Below are 16,768 nucleotides of genomic sequence, written 5' to 3' on the forward strand. Positions count from 1 at the left end.
ATTTATGTGAAAGATTTTTTACCAGATTAGACAAGAGTGTTTATTGGGAAAGAAGGTGTAACACGAATGACCGAAAAAGAATTTAAAGAAATATTAGATGCTGAGGAAACTGATACAGTTGAATTTAAGTCTTGGATAAATGCAAGAAATATGAAAGAAATTATTTCCCTTGCTGTTGATGAATTAATTGCATTTGCAAATACTAAGGGCGGAACAGTTTATTTTGGAGTAGAAGATAAGCCTGTTGAAGTTACTGGTTGTGATAGAAATTATGATGGTCAGCGTATTATTGAGGGAATTTATGACAGGACGGTACCACCATTATTTACAGAAATATCAGACTTCGAGTATCAAGGAAAACTTGTTATTGCAATATCAGTCAAAGCAGATGGAAAGACATATACAACTACAGATGGCAGATGCCTGAAGCGATTAGGTAAGAATTCAAAACCTGCATATCCGGATGAGTTGAGCAATGTTTATTCTTCTGCACAGAATCCGGATTTTTCTGGCAGAATTATAGGTGAGAGTACTCTGGATGACGTAAATAAGTTAGAAGTGTATAGTCTGAAGGAAAAGTTAAGAGTCAGGGATTCTAAATCCACATTACCAGATTTGGATGATATAGATTTTTTGAGAGATTTACAGCTTATAAAATATGATGGAGATGTAGAACGACTGACTATTGCAGGTCTGCTCTTTGTGGGAAAAGAAACCTCAATTCAAAGATTGTTACCGCAGGCGGAAGTTATATATTTGCATTATTCAGCTGATAATTTAGAAGAATACGATGCAAGACTTGATTTGAAGTTGCCATTAATAAGTGTCATTGACAAGCTGACAGAGAGAGTACAAGCATACAGTAAGATAGAGAACATTCAGGTAGGATTATTCAGACTTGAGGTAGAAGATTTTCCAGAGAGAGTATTTCAGGAAGCACTTCTCAATGCGTTGTCCCATAGAGACTATCAGAGCAATGCAGCAGTTTATGTAAAACAATATCCGGATCGAATTGTTATTGAAAATCCAGGAGGATTCCTTGATGGAATTACAGAGGACAATATCATAACGCATCCATCTATACCAAGAAATAAACTGATAGCAGAGACACTGCAAAATTTGAAATATGTTCAGAGAACAGGTCAGGGAGTAGATATCATCTTTAAGGACATGGTTTCAATGGGTAAGCCTTATCCAAGATACAGATCATTTAATGATGCAGTTTCTTTGACAATATTTAGTGCAATAGATAATACAGAATTTGTTAAGTTTATTACGGAAGTACAGGATAAAAATAGTAAAATTATGCCTTTGGCTGAGATGATGATATTAAGAGACTTAATGGACAACAGAAAAGAGCAGTTATCAGAGCTATCAAGGAAAGTTCAAAAATCTCTGGATGAAACAAAAAAGTCATGTAATGAGCTGGTTAGCAGAGGTCTGATTGAGATTGTAGGCAAAGAATATATGCTGACTGCTAAGGTTTATGAGGCACTAAAATCAGATGTGGAATATACAAGAGATAAAACGGTTCAGTATATCAAGGCAAAAAATATGATTTTAGAATATCTACAGACAAATGACCAGATAACATCTGCTAAGATACAGGAGATGTGCGGATTTACTAAGCAGCAGGCAAGAAGTGTCATTGATAAAATGAGGAGTGAAAATCTGATTACTTTAACAGGTAAAGGACCAGCAGCCAGGTATGTTGTGTATAAATAATTGAGTGAAAATTGAGTTTTGTTTTATAAAAAAACTCAATTTCCACTCAATTGAAATGAAATATTATGCGGCATTGTAGAGTGATTGAGGATATAATTAAGTTAAGTTTTATGATAAAACTCGATTGCAACTCATTATAAAACTTCTCCATTAAGAAAAAATATTCAAGTTGTAAAGTGATTATGGAGAGTTCAAAGAGGATTCATAATGGATAGGTGGTGTTTAATTGACAAATTCAGAAAAGTTATTGAGTTCATTTTCGGAGAATTATTTTTATAAAGAACTGGTGTATTCACAATTGAAATTTGTTCCGGATGGTGGGACAGAGATAGAATTAGCAGATTTAATAATAAATTTAGAGGATGTTATTCTAGCTATTCAGTTAAAGGAGCGGAATGAAGAGGATAGGACACAAGATAAAAATATAGAAGAAAAGTGGTTGAAAAAGAAATGTAAAAAAGCCAAGGAACAGATAAAGGACACTATTTCATATATTAAGACAGAAAAAGTCTCTTTTGTAAATGCCAGAGGTAAAAGAACAATGATTAACTCAGATGCGGAGATTGTTCCGCTTGTAGTTTTTGAAAATAAAAGTATATGTAAATATGAACATTTGCTTAGAAGTCATAGAAATGATGGCTTAACTGTTAATTGTATGTCACTAGATGACTTTAAGTATATGTGTAGGCAACTGTTGTCTCCGTTCGAAATTATTGAATATATTAAGTGGCGGAAAGAGTTCTATAATAAAAGCGGATCAATTAACTTGTTAGTTACTGAAACACATAAAGGATTTTTATTAAGTAAGCCACAGAAAAATGAGATGTTGGTGCAACAATACCTATATGAGCAATATGGAGAGGCTGTGTTGTCTGAAGATAAATTATATTACGAACTTTTTAGGCAATATGTATCAGTCTTATATGAACATATGAAGGTAGAATCGGAATTAAATGGCTGCTATGAGGTAGTAAAATTATTGGCACATTTATTTAGGGATGAGATTAAGTGCTTTGTTGAAAGAGTAGAAAAAGCACTTTTAATAGCAAAGAGTAAGAGGTTTGAAATAGTGGGGACACTACGTAATGTCAAGAAAGAGTATGCTATAGTGTTCACCGCAACAGAGCAAGGAGAACAGATTCCATCTGAAAAATTGTTGAGTGTAGTTTTTGATAAGCAAAAGGTTAATACATTATTACAGGTTATAACATATTGGATAAATGATGACGAGTATAGAATAGATTTTGTTTTGTGGTTAGATGGATATTAATACATAATGAAGAGGTGATTTGTATGCAAAAAATAGTTGATAAAATAAGTGAAAAATCTTTAAACTTTATAACTGAGTACATATCAAAGTCAGTAAAAGAATATAAAAAGATGGATTTATGGGAAAAAGCTGTAAAGAAAGCGTGCGATGCAACTGAAGGAATAGATGATTCATTTGCTGATGATATTTTAAAATCTCTTGCTATACAAAGACATTATGTATGGCTTATAAGCAACAAATCATTAGATGATATATATCGTAGTTTTATTCTTACCATGGCTATTGAATTATGTTCGTTAAATGCTGAAAAAAAACATGCAGTATCGTTAGGAATGGCAATACTAGATAATTGGTTTGAAGTGAATGGAATAGAATATCAAGATATAAGTAATCAGTTAGCAGGAGATGAAATTGTAAATATTGTAAACGATAGAGAAAAATTATATCGAGAATATTTTTTATTGTATAATGAGCCATTTGCTCAAGATACAATAAGAGTTTATTATCCTAAAAATGGCGAAAGCTGGATTAGATGGGATAAAAACTGTAGTGTAGATATAAAAGTTAATTTATCAAAAGGAACAGAATATGGTTTTTGTAGGATAGGATTTTCTTATAGTAGAATAGATAATCAGGCTTGTGAAAAGTCTCTAAAAGTAGCATATATCAAGGAAGATAAGGAAATTTATAGATTTGAACATGAGGATTTGCTTGGCATAGATGATAAAAAAATACTTTGGGTGTGGTAAAAAATGTGTATTGTAGCTGCACAATTTAATTATGTGTGCAGCTACATGAGAATATTTAATTAAATTCATTCATAGCATCAACATATCCTTGCAATCCATCTGCTTTGAGAGCAAGTTCTGCATACAGTAGAGGAGTATCCTGCGCAAGTCTGTAAAGATATACAATATCATCAGGATTATCAAGCATGACAGATGAATTATATTTCTGACAATTGATTATGAATGTTTTACTGTCATTTGCATATACAACGATGGAATCTGTGTCAGGTTCATACATGCCGAACAGATAAATAAGATTATTGCTCATTGTGAGTGCCTCCTTCCCAGAGATACTTAGCACCATCAAGCAGATCAATGATGGCAGAAAGCATATTGTTATAGCTGGTCTGCAGCTCTGTGATTTCATCGTTTGTAGGAAGATTATCGGTATTTTGCTCTTGATAGTAATTAACAAATGCCTTTTGCATTTCAAGTAATTGCAGATACAATGCATTTACAGTATGTACCAGAGAATATATAGTTTCTTTCTTACCTACAACGCAGATTCGGTTATATATGCAGGAACGGACAAAGTAATCTTTCTTCATCATACCGCTGCCAAGGATACGGGCTTCGATTTGTTTACGTTCAGAATCAGAAACTCTAAAACTAATAGTTGGGTGTTTGTGTTGGTTACTCATGGTAATGCTCCTTTCGTTTTGAATGGCAGCAGAGTGATGATTTTGAATCACTCGCAAGCCACAGTTGATTATTCACAATTAGTAGTAAAAATGTAGATTATATCAAGTCTTCAGATAAATTGATGTCTGAAATTGTGCTACTAATTTGCTACTAAAAAGTTTCAAAACGATATGAAAAGCGTAACATTTGGCGAAGCAGACATGCCTGAAATGTAGGAAATATCAGCCTTTGCTGGATGACGATAAAATATAGGGGAAGAGTTTGAATAACGGATTAAAATGCCGAAAGCCTGTATTTATGCGGGTTTCCGGCATTTGTTTTATCAAATGGCTCTAGTTTGGCTCTATTTGTTGGCGGGATAAGGGTTGCGAAAGCACTGATGGAGAAATAAAGGCATAATGGTAAGGAAAAAGTGATATATGCATCTTGGAAGCACAGCAATACTGAAAATTATAAGTTCAGCTGGAACAAAAAGTATGTTATGTACTGGAGAATTCCGGGGATCTGTGGGGAGTAATTGCGGAAAAAAAGGGAAAAGCGTATAATGCAAGAAAATAATGTTTTCACAGTGTAAAATAGAGGAGAGAACTATCATGCAGAAAATACTGATTGTAGAAGATGATACAAATATCAATAATCTGCTTCAGGAAGCATTATCCAAAGCAGGCTATTCCTGTGAGCAGGCGTTTTCCGGAACTGAGGCAAAGCTGCTTTTGAATATGCAGGAGCATAGCTATGCACTGGTGTTGCTGGATTTGATGTTGCCGGGAATTACAGGAGAAGCAGTTCTGGAGGAAATACGGAAAAAGGGAAATCTTCCGGTTATTGTTTTGACTGCGAAAGATAGCTTGGATGAAAAGGTAAAGGTTTTAACTAGTGGGGCTGATGATTATATAACGAAACCTTTTGAAATCAGAGAGGTACTGGCAAGAATTCAGGTACAGCTTCGTCATACAGAAGAAAAGGAAATAAAAGAATCTAACCTTTCGTTCAGAGAGATGGTATTGAACAAAGCTACTTTTCAGGTCAGCATTGGTGGAAAAATACTTCCTAAGATAACAAGACAGGAGTTTGCGATTTTAGAATTACTGCTCAGAAATCCGAAGCAGGTTTTCAGTAAAGAGGACATTTTTGAATATGCGTGGGACGAACCATATATGGGTGAAACAAAAACTCTGGATGTACATATAAGCAATATTCGTAAAAAGATAAAAACAGTTACATCTGAGGAATATATTGAAACAGTCTGGGGAATCGGTTATCGTCTTCATCTATAATCTTTACTCTTTTTTTACTATTTATTTGCGTTTGATTAGGATTATTCCTTTATGATAAATGCAGATAAGAAAAAGGAGATGAAAAACTTGAGCGAAATGTTATTGGAAACAAGAAACTTGACTAAGCAATATGGACACCATAAAGCTGTGGACAGTGTCAATATGCATATTAAAAAAGGTGCTATTTATGGTTTTATCGGTCGGAATGGAGCTGGGAAGACAACTTGTCTGAAGATGATCAGTGGACTTTCCAAGCCAACTTGTGGAGAAATCGAGATGTTCGGATACAAGGGAAAGGATTTGCAAAAAGTTCGATCACGGATAGGATGTCTGATTGAGGCACCGGGACTTTATGGAGATATGACTGCATATGAAAATCTGAATATCAAATGCAAGCTGTTTGGAATAAAGAAAAAAAGTTATATTGAAGAAATATTGAGAATTATCGGTCTGGAGGATGTGGGAAAGAAAAAAACAAAACATTTTTCACTTGGAATGAAACAGCGTTTGGGAATTGGTCTTGCTTTGGTTGGAGAACCAGATTTATTAGTTCTTGATGAGCCAATCAATGGATTGGATCCACAGGGTATTGCAGAGATCCGGGATACGATTCAGAGACTTCAGAAAGAGAAGAATATGACAATATGCATTTCCAGTCATATTCTTGAGGAATTATCGAAGATTGCTACTGATTATGGAATTATTCATAATGGAAGTTTATTACAGGAAATTACAAGAGAAGAATTAATAAGAAGATGCAGTGAACGGATAGAGTTGACATTGGATCATCCGAAACAGGCGATTCCGGTGATGGATTCTATGGGATTTACCAACTATCAGGTAACAGATAAAGAGCATATTCATATTTTTGAACGATTGAATGAAAGTGCAGCGTTGAATATGGAACTTGCAAAGTCAGGAATTCCGGTAAAAGGGATTTCCATAACCAGTGAAGAACTGGAAACTTATTTTCTGAATCTGACGGGAGGTGCGGATCATGCTTAATATAATAAAAATGGATTTATACCGGATGCTTAAAACCAAAAGTATGTATGTAATCTGGATCGTACTGGCAGCAATATTATTGATTACAACATCTTTATGCAAGACAGATTATGAGCTTTTGACTGAAAAGGATGCCATGAAACAGGAGCAGGTTACTGAACCTACTGTGGATAATATTAATGTGGGAATGATGGTAACGCTGCCTACGGAGCCGGGAGAAAAGGTGACGGTATATGATATCTTTTTTGCCAATTCCCAAGGAAAATTGTATGCACTGCTTTTGGTGATTTTTACTGTTCTGTTTTCAACAGCGGATATCAGTAGCGGATATATTAAGAATATAGGAGGTCAGGTTAGAAATAGAGGAACTCTGATTTTTTCCAGAGCAATTGCCTTGGCTGTCTTTACGGTACTGACAATGGCAGGTGCATTCTTATTTCAGGCAGCGGCGAATGGTATTGTTTTCGGGGAATTGGAATGGGGAAATACAAAGGCAATTTTATCTTATTTTGTGACTGAACTGGCTCTTCATTATGCACTTGTGCTGATTTGTATGGCGATTGCAATTATTTTGAAAAATAATGTAATCAGCATGGTCATTGCTGTCTGTCTTAGCATGAATGTAATGACCATTGTGTATGGGGTGATCAATAGTGCTATTCAAAAAATAGGAATTCAGAATTTCCAGATTTATAAGTATACGATAACAGGAAAATTATCACTGCTTCCTATGGATCCGAGTGGAAATGAGTGTTTGGCGGCATTTGGTGTGGCAATAGTGTTCATCGTTATGATGATATCAGTAAGCAGCGTTGTTTTTCAAAAGAGGGATATTTAACGGATGTATATCGTAATTGGGATATTAGCAGGAATTATTATCTTACAATTTATTATTATGTGGAAATACCAGCGGCAGGTGAAAGACATCTGCCGCCAATTGGCGTTTATGATGAAACATGACAGTAACATGTTGATTAACCATGAATTTGATGTGGGTGGAATAGGAAAGCTTTCTGACAAGTTGAATGAGCTTCTGGAACTGCGAAGAAAAGAGAAGCAGCATTATCAGGAGAAAGAAGCTCTGATTGCGGACACTTATACAAATCTTTCTCATGATATCCGTACACCACTGACATCTTTGGACGGATATTTCCAGCTAATGGAAGAATGTGAAAATATAGAGGATCAGAAACGTTATTTAAGCATTATCCACGAAAGAATTCATAGTCTGAATGAAATGTTGGAAGAACTTTTTATGTTTACAAAGTTAAAAAACGAATCTTACAGTTTGAAATTGACATTGTGCTGTATGAACCGGATTTTGAAAGAAACAGTTTTTTCATACTATGATGAATGGGTAAGAATGGAAATTCAGCCGGATATTCAGATTACGGAAGAACAGTTGTATATACATGGAAACAGGCAGGGACTCCGCCGTGTTATCCAGAATGTGATAAAAAATGGGCTGGATCATGGAGAAAAGAAGATTAGCATTGTGTTGGAACGTGATCAAAATCAGGCGGTGCTTAGAATCAGCAATCAGGTTACACATCCAGAACAGAATAATATAGATCAGGTATTTGAGCGATTTTATAAAGCAGATGCCGCCAGAAGTAAAACATCTACTGGATTGGGACTATCTATTGCAAAGGAGTTGGTTAGTCGGATGGATGGAGAGATTGAAGCAAAAATAGAAAAAAAAGAGTTTATTGTTGAAATGAACTTTCCGATTGGAACCGATGCTAAATAGTATTTTGCAACGTAGAGGGATAATCAATAATTTTTATTTATCCTTGCAGAAGCATTAGCTCTTATGTTAGGATACTATCTAAGGAAAGTACCCATGACAGGGCGTTAAGCGTCCGGGGGGGGACGATTGTTTAGCGCCGACCGGAGCGGAGCGTAGAGGTGGCGTCGATGACGACTTATGAGATCATTTCGATTTTCATTGGGATATTAGCATTGCTGATGTCCTTTGGTAGAGAAATATTGGAACGAAGGATGATGAAAGAACTAGACTTGTTATATACAACAAATGTGGAAGCAGATATTTAAGTAGAAATTTCACCAATGCATTAAAAAGATCAGCGTTCATCTCCGAGTATTGTTCTGTTAGTAAATGATGACAAGAGGGCAGCCAAGAGGCTGTCCTTTTTTAATGGATGAGATTTTGGTAATTCTTAAAATAATATTTAGTGAAAAAAAGTTGCATAAAAAATAATCAATGATATAATAATGATAAGTAAATAGAAAAAGTGACTTGGAGGAATGAGCCATGATTATAGAGGTAAGAGCAAAAAACTGTTATGCATTTGAGGATGATATTACATTTTCAATGAAAGCAGATATGCGAAATAAGAAATTTGGAGCCAATGTTCACAAAGAAAACAATTTTAATGTCCTTAAAACGGTAGGAATATATGGACCAAACAATGCAGGGAAAACATGTTTAATTAAGTGTATTAGGGCAATAAGAAATGTGCTTTTAAATAAGAAAAATGGACTGATGCCGAATATATTTACTGATAGTGATGTATGCGAATTAGGTGTTACATTTATGGCATCTGGAAGAAAATTTTCTTATGATTTTAAGTATGACGCAGAAAAAGAAGAATATATATATGAGTCATTTTCGGAGATATTTAAAGATAAGTACAACAACGAAAAGGAAGTTTGTTGGTTGAAAAAAGATACTGTTAGTGAAATATATGAGTGTATTGATGAATCTGTTCAGACTATGATTTCAGTTGTATCAAAGAATAATTTGTTATGCTATGTGGTAGATACAAGTAAATTCGAACATATCAATGAGATGAAGCAGATTCTTGTCGGATTTGCAGAAAAAATTGATATCATCAATATGAATAACATACCTATGCAGCACACGATTGAACTCATGAAGAATAAGAATCAGTTGCAGCAGAAGGTTGTTGGGTTCATAAAAAATGCTGACTTATACATGGATAATTTTGAATATGTGGATATGGATAGGATACAGCTGAAAACTGGTGAAGGCGTCGAAAAGCCAGATGAGAAAGTGCTAGATATTCCAGAGAACATTATGGATCAAATCAGATTGGTATCTACTTATAAGGGAGTCCATGTGCCAAGCATGATGTTTGACTCCACAGGAACAAAGAAGATTGCGGCTATTGCCAGCTATGTAATTGAAGCACTTGAACAAGGCAGGATTTTAGTCGTGGATGAGTTGGATAGCAGTATTCATTTTAAGCTTACTAGGGCGATTGTTGCTATGTTTAATAATGAATTGAATACAAGTGCACAGATGATATTTACAGTACATGATATAAATCTTATGGATTGCAAAAGAATGTTCCGGAAGGAGCAGATTTGGTTTGTTCATAAGGATGCAGACGGCGTATATGTGTATTCACTTGCAGATTTTACAGCACAGCAGGGCGTACGAGATACGACAGATGTTATGGAAAAATATCGGAAAGGTGCTCTTGGAGCATTGCCTGATCCAGAACTAATCAATTCCTTGCTTAGTATTAAAGGTGATGTAAAGGGGGATGATGCCGATGCCAAATAAGCTCCCTAAGTTCTTTGATAAGCATAAAATTTGCATTATCTGTGAAGGCAATGAGGAATATGAATATCTAAATCGGTTAAAGAATTTAAAAATGTGGAATGAGCAATATGATATCTCATTGGTTAATGCCGGTGGAAATGGGAATATTCCAGCGAGATATCAGGACCGCTATCAAAATGGAGCAGACGAACTTGTACTTGTATTCTGCGATACAGAAAAGAAACCGCATGAGCAGTATGAAGACATTAAACGTAAGATTAATGAGTTTCATGGTGTGGATAATGCTGCAGATGAAGTGATTATGTTTGGGAATCCTTGTACGATGCAGATTATATCTAAGCACTGGACCGATGAAAATCTGAAATCTCCGGCAAAACCAGTGAACGCTCCCTTGATAAAGGAATATACCGGGGTGGAGAATTACAAAGGAAGAGCAGACCAGGTTCATGAGGTTATGGAACATGTTACTGCGGAGAATTACAAAGATATGAGTCGCCGAGTGAAAGATTTGGATTCGGATGATTCTGTTACTGGTAGCAGTAATTTTGGAAAGTTCATAAAGCTGTTTGAGAGTGATGACAGTGGGTGGATTGAGAAGATTAATGAACAAATAGAGTAGTATAAGGAGAGTACGAAAGTTATATTATGAACAAAGTAAATGTGATAAAACAAAATTTGGAGTTCATAGGTAAAACGTGGATTAAGTGTATTGGTACATTTGCAAGTATATTATCGCTTTTCTTTTTGTTTTGGACTTGGGATGATATACGCATTACGTCAACACGATATAAATGTGTGATAATAATATTATTATGTGTGCTTGCGCTCATACTTGCAATTCTATGGACGTGTATTTTTAAGAGAACAAAGACAATTTGGGAAAGTCCATCTGGGAAAATAAAAGTATGTTATTCTGATATTATGAAAGATGGGTTTGACAAAAGGAACAAGGAAGAAAAGTTATTTGTAATTCCGGTTAATTCATGTTTTGACACTATTGTAGATGAAGATATATCAACATGTTCAAAGCCATTGGTATCACCTAATTCGCTACATGGAAGATGGATAAAAACAATGGTTAATAAGGGATTTACTATAGAAGAAATAGACAACAAGATACATAATTGCTTGGAAATGCAAAATTTAGTGCCCAAAAGTATTATTGCTGACGAAGATAAGGAACGTGGGAAAAGAGAAGTATATGAGTTAGGTACAGTGGCGATGATTAGGGGAAATAACAATAGTACCTTTTTGTTACTTGCAATTTCGGAATACGATAAAGATAATATCGCTCATACTTCTGTCGATGATTTAGAAATGTGCATAAAATCACTTCTTAATTTTTACGATCAACATGGTCAAGGGCATAGATTGGTAATTCCATTGATGGGAACAAACCTTTCGAGAGCAGGATTGTCACATAATGATTCACTGAGAGTAATAACATCGTTATTTCAATTGTATGGAGATAAAATACATGGAGAAGTTGATGTTGTTATATATAAAGGAGATAAAGATAAAGTAACATTAGACATATAGTAAAGGAGGAATTTAATATGTCATATCGAAATGCAAATTATAGTGCGTTTTATGTTTCGGAACCATTTAGTGAAAGTAATTTAGGGGCAAATTCAACACATGATTTTGTTTACTACAATATGCTAAGATTGTGGAGGGGATAATAGTTTTCCCTTTAATGATGCACATGATAAGACATATAATGTGCGAGATGGTAGTGATTGGGAAAAGACTCTTAAGCCTAGACTTCATACAAGACTTGACAATTCTAAGAACATTATTTTATTTTTAAGTTCCATTACTGCCAATAGTCGTGCATTGAGGGAGAAAATGAATTACGGAATAGGTACAAAAGGTTTACCGGTAATTGTAATTTATCCAGATTACGACAAGAAGTCAGATATAGTTGATAGTAATAGCGGCATAGCTAATTGCCATGTAATCACATGATAAAGATGAGAGGGATACAGTATGGGATTAAGTTCTTTGACAAGATATAATCTTTTTATGGAAAGCGGAGATTCAATAGAAAGTGATGATGGAATAGTACGCTTTAGGGATTACTTATCAGTTAAGAATATGTATTATGATTCTGCAAGACTCATACGGGGCTTTGAAGACATTATTAATAATGAGGAAAGAATGTCTCAAATGGAAGAATATCAAGGAATCTTTGATCGTAATGCAAACGAAGTCCAAGATTTATTGTTCGTGCAGAGAATAACAAATCAAATACAGCAACAAATGAGTAAAAAAATGGAAAAAGAACAGTCTTCTTCCAATTCATTTAAAATATACTTTAGATACTTGTTAAAGGCTATTGCAGATTATCAAGAAGAAGTTATAGAAACCAATTTTATTGGGCTTTCGGACAATGAGATCATTCGTACCGCGAGAAAGCAAACCTTTTTGCCATACGCATATTACGACAAGGGGTTAACTCAAGCTTTGTTTTACTATTTTTGGCTTCGCTCTGGCTTTTTATATGTTAATTGGATGTGGGATGGAGCAAATAATCACAGTTCCGCCACCAAGGAGAAATTGGAAGATGCTTTAAAAGATAGCAATCAGTTTTTGTTCCTGAGAATGACGAATAAGTGATAAAGAAGAAAAATTAGGTTTGATGAACCTGAAAATGTTATAGGGAGGAACCACACGTGAACAGAACAGGTACATATGTTGCCTTTGACGGGCAGGGATCGACAGATCCTACAGAAAGCGATATTCATTATTTTAACTTGCTGAAGGCATGGAATAAATCTGGAAGTATAGATTTTAGGTTTACTAATTCACATGAAAAAACTTATCAGGTACGTGATAGCTCATCAAAAGCAACGCTTTTTAACAGATTAGAAACTAGATTATCAGCGAGTAAGAATTTTCTTCTGATTATATCGGATAAGACAAATTATGACAGAGGAATTCTTAATTGGGAAATTGAAAAGGCCGTTGATTATTATGAGTTGCCAATCATAATAGCATATCCAGGGTATTCTAAGATTGGCGCACCTTCTGAATTGAATAGCATGTGGACAAAATCTTTGGCGGAACGAATAAAAAATGAAAGGGCACATTGTATACATATACCGTTTAAAAAAGAACCGATATTTGACGCGATTAATCAGTTTTCTGTTGTTAATTCAAAGTATCCTAAGGGAGGCGCTTTGGGGTTTTACTCAGAGGAAGCGTATAAAAGCTGGGGTATTGTTTAGCAACGTGAAAACGAGCTTCGGCTTATATGCTATTCTGGGTATAATTTGGATACAGCAGCTTTGTAACCACATTAATAAGATACAAAACCGTATCAAAATAATGCGGTTTTGAAACACAATAACAATAAAGTAACATGAAAAAGTAAACCCGAAAAAGAGTTTGAATAAGAACCACAAGTCTTGGAACCCGCTAAATAAGCAAATTCCGAGACTTTTTCTTTTGCTCTGCTACTAATTTGCGACTAATAGCAACTACTCTATTTCACATCGTTTTGTTTTTTTAGATAGCTTTTCTTTGAGGCATGTGAAAAAATGATGAAAAGGTATTTGCGATGGTATTTGTATCTTGTATAATAATTTTACAATTATATTTTTTAATTCAGCAGATGATTTTTACCGAAAAGTATGCTGCTCATTAAAAACAATGGCAAATGGGTATTTTTATATCCAGATATACAAATGATAAACAGGAGGTTTTTTATGGATAAACACATAGAAAAAGCAATGCAGTTAAGAAGTAATGCGATGTGCCCGAACTGTGCGGAAACGATAATGATGACCTATGCAGAGGAGCTTGGTTTGTCGGAGAGCCAGATGAAGGCACTTGGTACAAATTTTGGTGGAGGAATGAAGTCAGGCAGTACATGTGGAGCTGTGACAGGAGCACTGATGGTACTTGGCGCATTGGGAATCTCAGATCCTCATATCGTAGGAGAGTTCCAGAGAAAGATGAAAGAGAATCATAATGGTATGATAAATTGCTTTGATCTGTTAAGAGCAAATGCACAGGCGGGCGGTCAGAAGAAACCGCATTGTGACGGTATGATCAAAGAAGCCATTGAACTGATAGAAGAATATAGGTAATACCCTGGGAGGAGAAACATTATATGAGAGGAAAACGAGGACTTTTACTAGCCGTAGTTATTTTATTAGTATTCGGTATATTTGCATTTCAGGGAGCCGATATAGAGACTTATGCAAAAGGTACAACTTCGAAATGGACGGTAGCTACGAGTAAAAAAACTTATGCTTATACAGGAAAGAAAATTAAACCGAAAGTTACAGTGAAGTATAAGGGGAAGAAATTAAAACCGAAGAACTATAAGGTTACATATCCTAAAAAGCCCGTCAAACCGGGTAAGTACAAAATTAAAGTTACCTTAAAAGGCAAATATAAAGGTAAAAAATTAAAAGGAAGCAAAACCATAGAATATAGCATAGCGGTTCCTGCGGTAAAAGGTCTGAGTGGCACAATTAAGAGCGGTGAGTATTATGGGGATGCTTTATGCTTTAGCTGGGATGACAATTCGGCTATGAATATCGATGGATATGACATAGAAGTAAAAAATAATGGGAAAAATGGAAATAAATTAACAAAGAAGAAAATAGAAGCTTATTATAGCAACTACAATGTTGAGATTTATGAATATGGGACGACATATACATTCCACATACGTTCCTATAAGAAAATAGGCGGGAAAAAATATTATTCCAAATGGTCTAAAGTAACGAAAAAGGTACCGGTACCAGATTATCATATGACTACTAAGACAGTAAATGGGATAGAGCTTGCATACAAGCAGGACGCATTTCCATTCTTTAAATATACCGGTTATTCGAGTTATGATGGCGATGTAAAGGACAGAACTTCAAAGAATTTTGCACAGTGCTATTTTCCGATCTTTATTAAGCAGAGGCTGAAGGATAATTTTATAATTCATACAGAATATAATGAAAAATGTGGATTTAGCAGTTTTTCACATTCGCAATACATTCCGAACAGAAAAGATGTTCAGGTAGCAACAAATATATCGGTGACATATTATAATGAAATGCCGGTTGAAGATAAAATGCAGCAGGCCCTTTATAAGCAGGGCTATGTTGGATACATACTTGTAAATGCAAGCTGTCTGTTGGATAAAAAGCAATCGGTAGGTGTATATTTTGGTGATGCAAAGGTTGTAACACTGGTATCAAATGGATATTCAAAAGCCAAGGAATATGACTACAGAAAATATAGAGGATATAATCCGTTCATAGAACCTGTGTATATTTATGAAAGCGAAGTGCTTCTAAAAGATATGTTAAAAGATGTTGCTAAATGTGCACCAAACATGACAGATTATGAAACATATACGGCACTTAAATATTGGATACAAAATCACACCTATACGGAGTACTCATGCTGGGGTGCGGCAACGGTGGCAAATGCTATGATGGAGCTTGGTTATCCATACATAATACTGTCTTGTTCGTATGATGGGAAGGATGGACTTTATAACGACTACAGCCGATACTATTCTCCTGCAAGTAAAATCGCACATGATTCGGCTGGACATATGATAACATTGATTTTTATGGAGCCGGGCAAATATGTAAGGTGCGAGGTTCAGGGCTATGGATTTGGCAGTTCAGAATTTAAGTTTGATCCTACAGGATGGCAGAGACCTGTTAACAGCACATTAACTTCCGCATCAGCTGAGTTTGGGTTAAATGAATATAATACCATCGAAGAATTAATGAAGGGAGATTATTATATAGATATCAATAAATACGATCCATATGACTGGCATACATGGTCCACTCATTTAGAGTAATAGTGCAAATAGATAAAAGTACTTGCATATTTATCTGCATTTATATATAATGGAAAAACATCGAAAATAATTGAAAAGACAAGGTATATATTAGGACGAGGCTAAAAGTCTGTCCGGATATATACCTTTTTTATATTATTTTCAATGGAGGTGCTGATATGGCATACAAATTTACAGAAAAAAGAAACAACATTCAGGAACAGACCACATATGTGCTCTACATGATCGTCAGCAGTTATTTTCACAAAAGCATCTGTAATTCCCGAACATTGGAGACATCGTTGTATCTTCATTATCTGGAGATGTCGAAGAACCAGCAGGAAAATCTGGAGAAGCAGGTGATCCGAAGATCGGAACAGGATCTTGGGGAAGTCATGTCTGTGCTTTCTCAGATGAATTGTGAGGTCGTGTTTACCCACAGGGATAACCGATACTATCTCGATTTCGAGACCGGGTTCGAGACGGTGTCTGTGGTGGTGGATCAGATGGGACACTACGTCATAGATGTGTTGATGTAGGTGATACCAGAAAGGCAGTCGCCAGATGCCTGCGGAAATGCAGGGGTCTGGCGATTTGCAGTATTTATATAGTGAATGGAAATGTTTTGTAGATGACCGCTTATTTGGACATTACACTTGTTACTATTGAATCATCATTGTGAAGATCAAAGGAGATTAATTT

General features: G+C 35.3%; 18 protein-coding genes. 16 read left to right on the forward strand and 2 right to left on the reverse strand.

Annotation, left to right across the window (positions count from 1 at the left end):
* Positions 1 to 66: 66 nt before the first annotated feature.
* From LK416_00815 to LK416_00825, 3 genes are all read left to right on the forward strand, one after another.
* Positions 67 to 1,725, forward strand: a complete 1,659-nt coding sequence (locus LK416_00815; protein UEA74751.1) for a putative DNA binding domain-containing protein — start codon at positions 67 to 69, stop codon at positions 1,723 to 1,725.
* A gap of 226 nt (positions 1,726 to 1,951) precedes the next feature.
* Positions 1,952 to 2,995: a hypothetical protein gene (locus LK416_00820; protein UEA74752.1), complete on the forward strand. Its 1,044-nt coding sequence runs from the start codon at positions 1,952 to 1,954 to the stop codon at positions 2,993 to 2,995.
* A 23-nt stretch (positions 2,996 to 3,018) separates the two neighbouring features.
* The gene (locus LK416_00825) at positions 3,019 to 3,744 is read left to right on the forward strand and encodes a hypothetical protein (GenBank protein UEA74753.1); all 726 of its coding nucleotides are present in this window, start codon (positions 3,019 to 3,021) and stop codon (positions 3,742 to 3,744) included.
* A 55-nt stretch (positions 3,745 to 3,799) separates the two neighbouring features.
* Here the strand turns inward: LK416_00825 and LK416_00830 are convergent, their stop codons facing one another.
* Entirely contained in the window at positions 3,800 to 4,051 is a 252-nt protein-coding gene (locus tag LK416_00830; GenBank protein UEA74754.1) for a hypothetical protein, read from the reverse strand.
* On the reverse strand, positions 4,041 to 4,424 hold the full coding sequence (locus LK416_00835; GenBank protein ID UEA75845.1) for a hypothetical protein: 384 nt from the start codon (positions 4,422 to 4,424) through the stop codon (positions 4,041 to 4,043). The genes LK416_00830 and LK416_00835 overlap by 11 nt, the downstream gene beginning before the upstream one ends.
* 594 nt (positions 4,425 to 5,018) lie before the next feature.
* Here LK416_00835 and LK416_00840 point away from each other — a divergent pair.
* From LK416_00840 to LK416_00900, 13 genes are all read left to right on the forward strand, one after another.
* Positions 5,019 to 5,702 (forward strand): response regulator transcription factor, encoded by a 684-nt coding sequence (locus tag LK416_00840; protein ID UEA74755.1) that lies wholly within the window; start codon positions 5,019 to 5,021, stop codon positions 5,700 to 5,702.
* 51 nt (positions 5,703 to 5,753) lie between these two features.
* Positions 5,754 to 6,707: an ABC transporter ATP-binding protein gene (locus LK416_00845; protein ID UEA74756.1), complete on the forward strand. Its 954-nt coding sequence runs from the start codon at positions 5,754 to 5,756 to the stop codon at positions 6,705 to 6,707.
* Positions 6,700 to 7,545: an ABC transporter permease gene (locus LK416_00850; GenBank protein ID UEA74757.1), complete on the forward strand. Its 846-nt coding sequence runs from the start codon at positions 6,700 to 6,702 to the stop codon at positions 7,543 to 7,545. The genes LK416_00845 and LK416_00850 overlap by 8 nt, the downstream gene beginning before the upstream one ends.
* 3 nt (positions 7,546 to 7,548) lie before the next feature.
* On the forward strand, positions 7,549 to 8,457 hold the full coding sequence (locus LK416_00855; GenBank protein ID UEA74758.1) for a HAMP domain-containing histidine kinase: 909 nt from the start codon (positions 7,549 to 7,551) through the stop codon (positions 8,455 to 8,457).
* A 167-nt stretch (positions 8,458 to 8,624) separates the two neighbouring features.
* Complete coding sequence (locus tag LK416_00860; GenBank protein UEA74759.1) at positions 8,625 to 8,762, forward strand: hypothetical protein; 138 nt, start codon at positions 8,625 to 8,627, stop codon at positions 8,760 to 8,762.
* 280 nt (positions 8,763 to 9,042) lie between these two features.
* Entirely contained in the window at positions 9,043 to 10,260 is a 1,218-nt protein-coding gene (locus LK416_00865; GenBank protein UEA74760.1) for an ATP-binding protein, read from the forward strand.
* On the forward strand, positions 10,250 to 10,879 hold the full coding sequence (locus LK416_00870; GenBank protein ID UEA74761.1) for a hypothetical protein: 630 nt from the start codon (positions 10,250 to 10,252) through the stop codon (positions 10,877 to 10,879). Before LK416_00865 ends, LK416_00870 begins: the two co-directional genes overlap by 11 nt.
* A 26-nt stretch (positions 10,880 to 10,905) precedes the next feature.
* Positions 10,906 to 11,799: a DUF6430 domain-containing protein gene (locus LK416_00875; protein UEA74762.1), complete on the forward strand. Its 894-nt coding sequence runs from the start codon at positions 10,906 to 10,908 to the stop codon at positions 11,797 to 11,799.
* A 450-nt stretch (positions 11,800 to 12,249) separates the two neighbouring features.
* The gene (locus LK416_00880; GenBank protein ID UEA74763.1) at positions 12,250 to 12,879 is read left to right on the forward strand and encodes a hypothetical protein; all 630 of its coding nucleotides are present in this window, start codon (positions 12,250 to 12,252) and stop codon (positions 12,877 to 12,879) included.
* A 56-nt stretch (positions 12,880 to 12,935) separates the two neighbouring features.
* The gene (locus LK416_00885) at positions 12,936 to 13,490 is read left to right on the forward strand and encodes a hypothetical protein (GenBank protein ID UEA74764.1); all 555 of its coding nucleotides are present in this window, start codon (positions 12,936 to 12,938) and stop codon (positions 13,488 to 13,490) included.
* 480 nt (positions 13,491 to 13,970) lie between these two features.
* Complete coding sequence (locus tag LK416_00890) at positions 13,971 to 14,354, forward strand: C-GCAxxG-C-C family protein (GenBank protein ID UEA74765.1); 384 nt, start codon at positions 13,971 to 13,973, stop codon at positions 14,352 to 14,354.
* A gap of 23 nt (positions 14,355 to 14,377) precedes the next feature.
* A complete protein-coding gene (locus LK416_00895) occupies positions 14,378 to 16,087 on the forward strand; it encodes a hypothetical protein (protein ID UEA74766.1) in 1,710 nt (569 codons plus the stop codon).
* Positions 16,088 to 16,245: 158 nt separating this feature from the next.
* Positions 16,246 to 16,605, forward strand: coding sequence for a hypothetical protein (locus LK416_00900; GenBank protein ID UEA74767.1), 360 nt, complete (start codon positions 16,246 to 16,248; stop codon positions 16,603 to 16,605).
* Positions 16,606 to 16,768: the final 163 nt, after the last annotated feature.

Source organism: Lachnospiraceae bacterium GAM79 (assembly GCA_020735665.1).
Classification (GTDB): Bacteria; Bacillota; Clostridia; order Lachnospirales; family Lachnospiraceae; genus Coprococcus.

Coding starts and splice junctions, on each gene's coding strand:
- LK416_00870 (UEA74761.1), top strand. CDS start 10,250: ATGCCAAATAAGCTCCCTAAGTTCTTTGATAAGCATAAAATTTGCATT.
- LK416_00840 (UEA74755.1), top strand. CDS start 5,019: ATGCAGAAAATACTGATTGTAGAAGATGATACAAATATCAATAATCTG.
- LK416_00830 (UEA74754.1), bottom strand. CDS start 4,051: ATGAGCAATAATCTTATTTATCTGTTCGGCATGTATGAACCTGACACA.
- LK416_00865 (UEA74760.1), top strand. CDS start 9,043: ATGAAAGCAGATATGCGAAATAAGAAATTTGGAGCCAATGTTCACAAA.
- LK416_00875 (UEA74762.1), top strand. CDS start 10,906: ATGAACAAAGTAAATGTGATAAAACAAAATTTGGAGTTCATAGGTAAA.
- LK416_00890 (UEA74765.1), top strand. CDS start 13,971: ATGGATAAACACATAGAAAAAGCAATGCAGTTAAGAAGTAATGCGATG.
- LK416_00835 (UEA75845.1), bottom strand. CDS start 4,424: ATGAGTAACCAACACAAACACCCAACTATTAGTTTTAGAGTTTCTGAT.
- LK416_00815 (UEA74751.1), top strand. CDS start 67: ATGACCGAAAAAGAATTTAAAGAAATATTAGATGCTGAGGAAACTGAT.
- LK416_00825 (UEA74753.1), top strand. CDS start 3,019: ATGCAAAAAATAGTTGATAAAATAAGTGAAAAATCTTTAAACTTTATA.
- LK416_00900 (UEA74767.1), top strand. CDS start 16,246: ATGGCATACAAATTTACAGAAAAAAGAAACAACATTCAGGAACAGACC.
- LK416_00860 (UEA74759.1), top strand. CDS start 8,625: ATGACGACTTATGAGATCATTTCGATTTTCATTGGGATATTAGCATTG.
- LK416_00850 (UEA74757.1), top strand. CDS start 6,700: ATGCTTAATATAATAAAAATGGATTTATACCGGATGCTTAAAACCAAA.
- LK416_00880 (UEA74763.1), top strand. CDS start 12,250: ATGGGATTAAGTTCTTTGACAAGATATAATCTTTTTATGGAAAGCGGA.
- LK416_00895 (UEA74766.1), top strand. CDS start 14,378: ATGAGAGGAAAACGAGGACTTTTACTAGCCGTAGTTATTTTATTAGTA.
- LK416_00845 (UEA74756.1), top strand. CDS start 5,754: ATGATAAATGCAGATAAGAAAAAGGAGATGAAAAACTTGAGCGAAATG.
- LK416_00855 (UEA74758.1), top strand. CDS start 7,549: ATGTATATCGTAATTGGGATATTAGCAGGAATTATTATCTTACAATTT.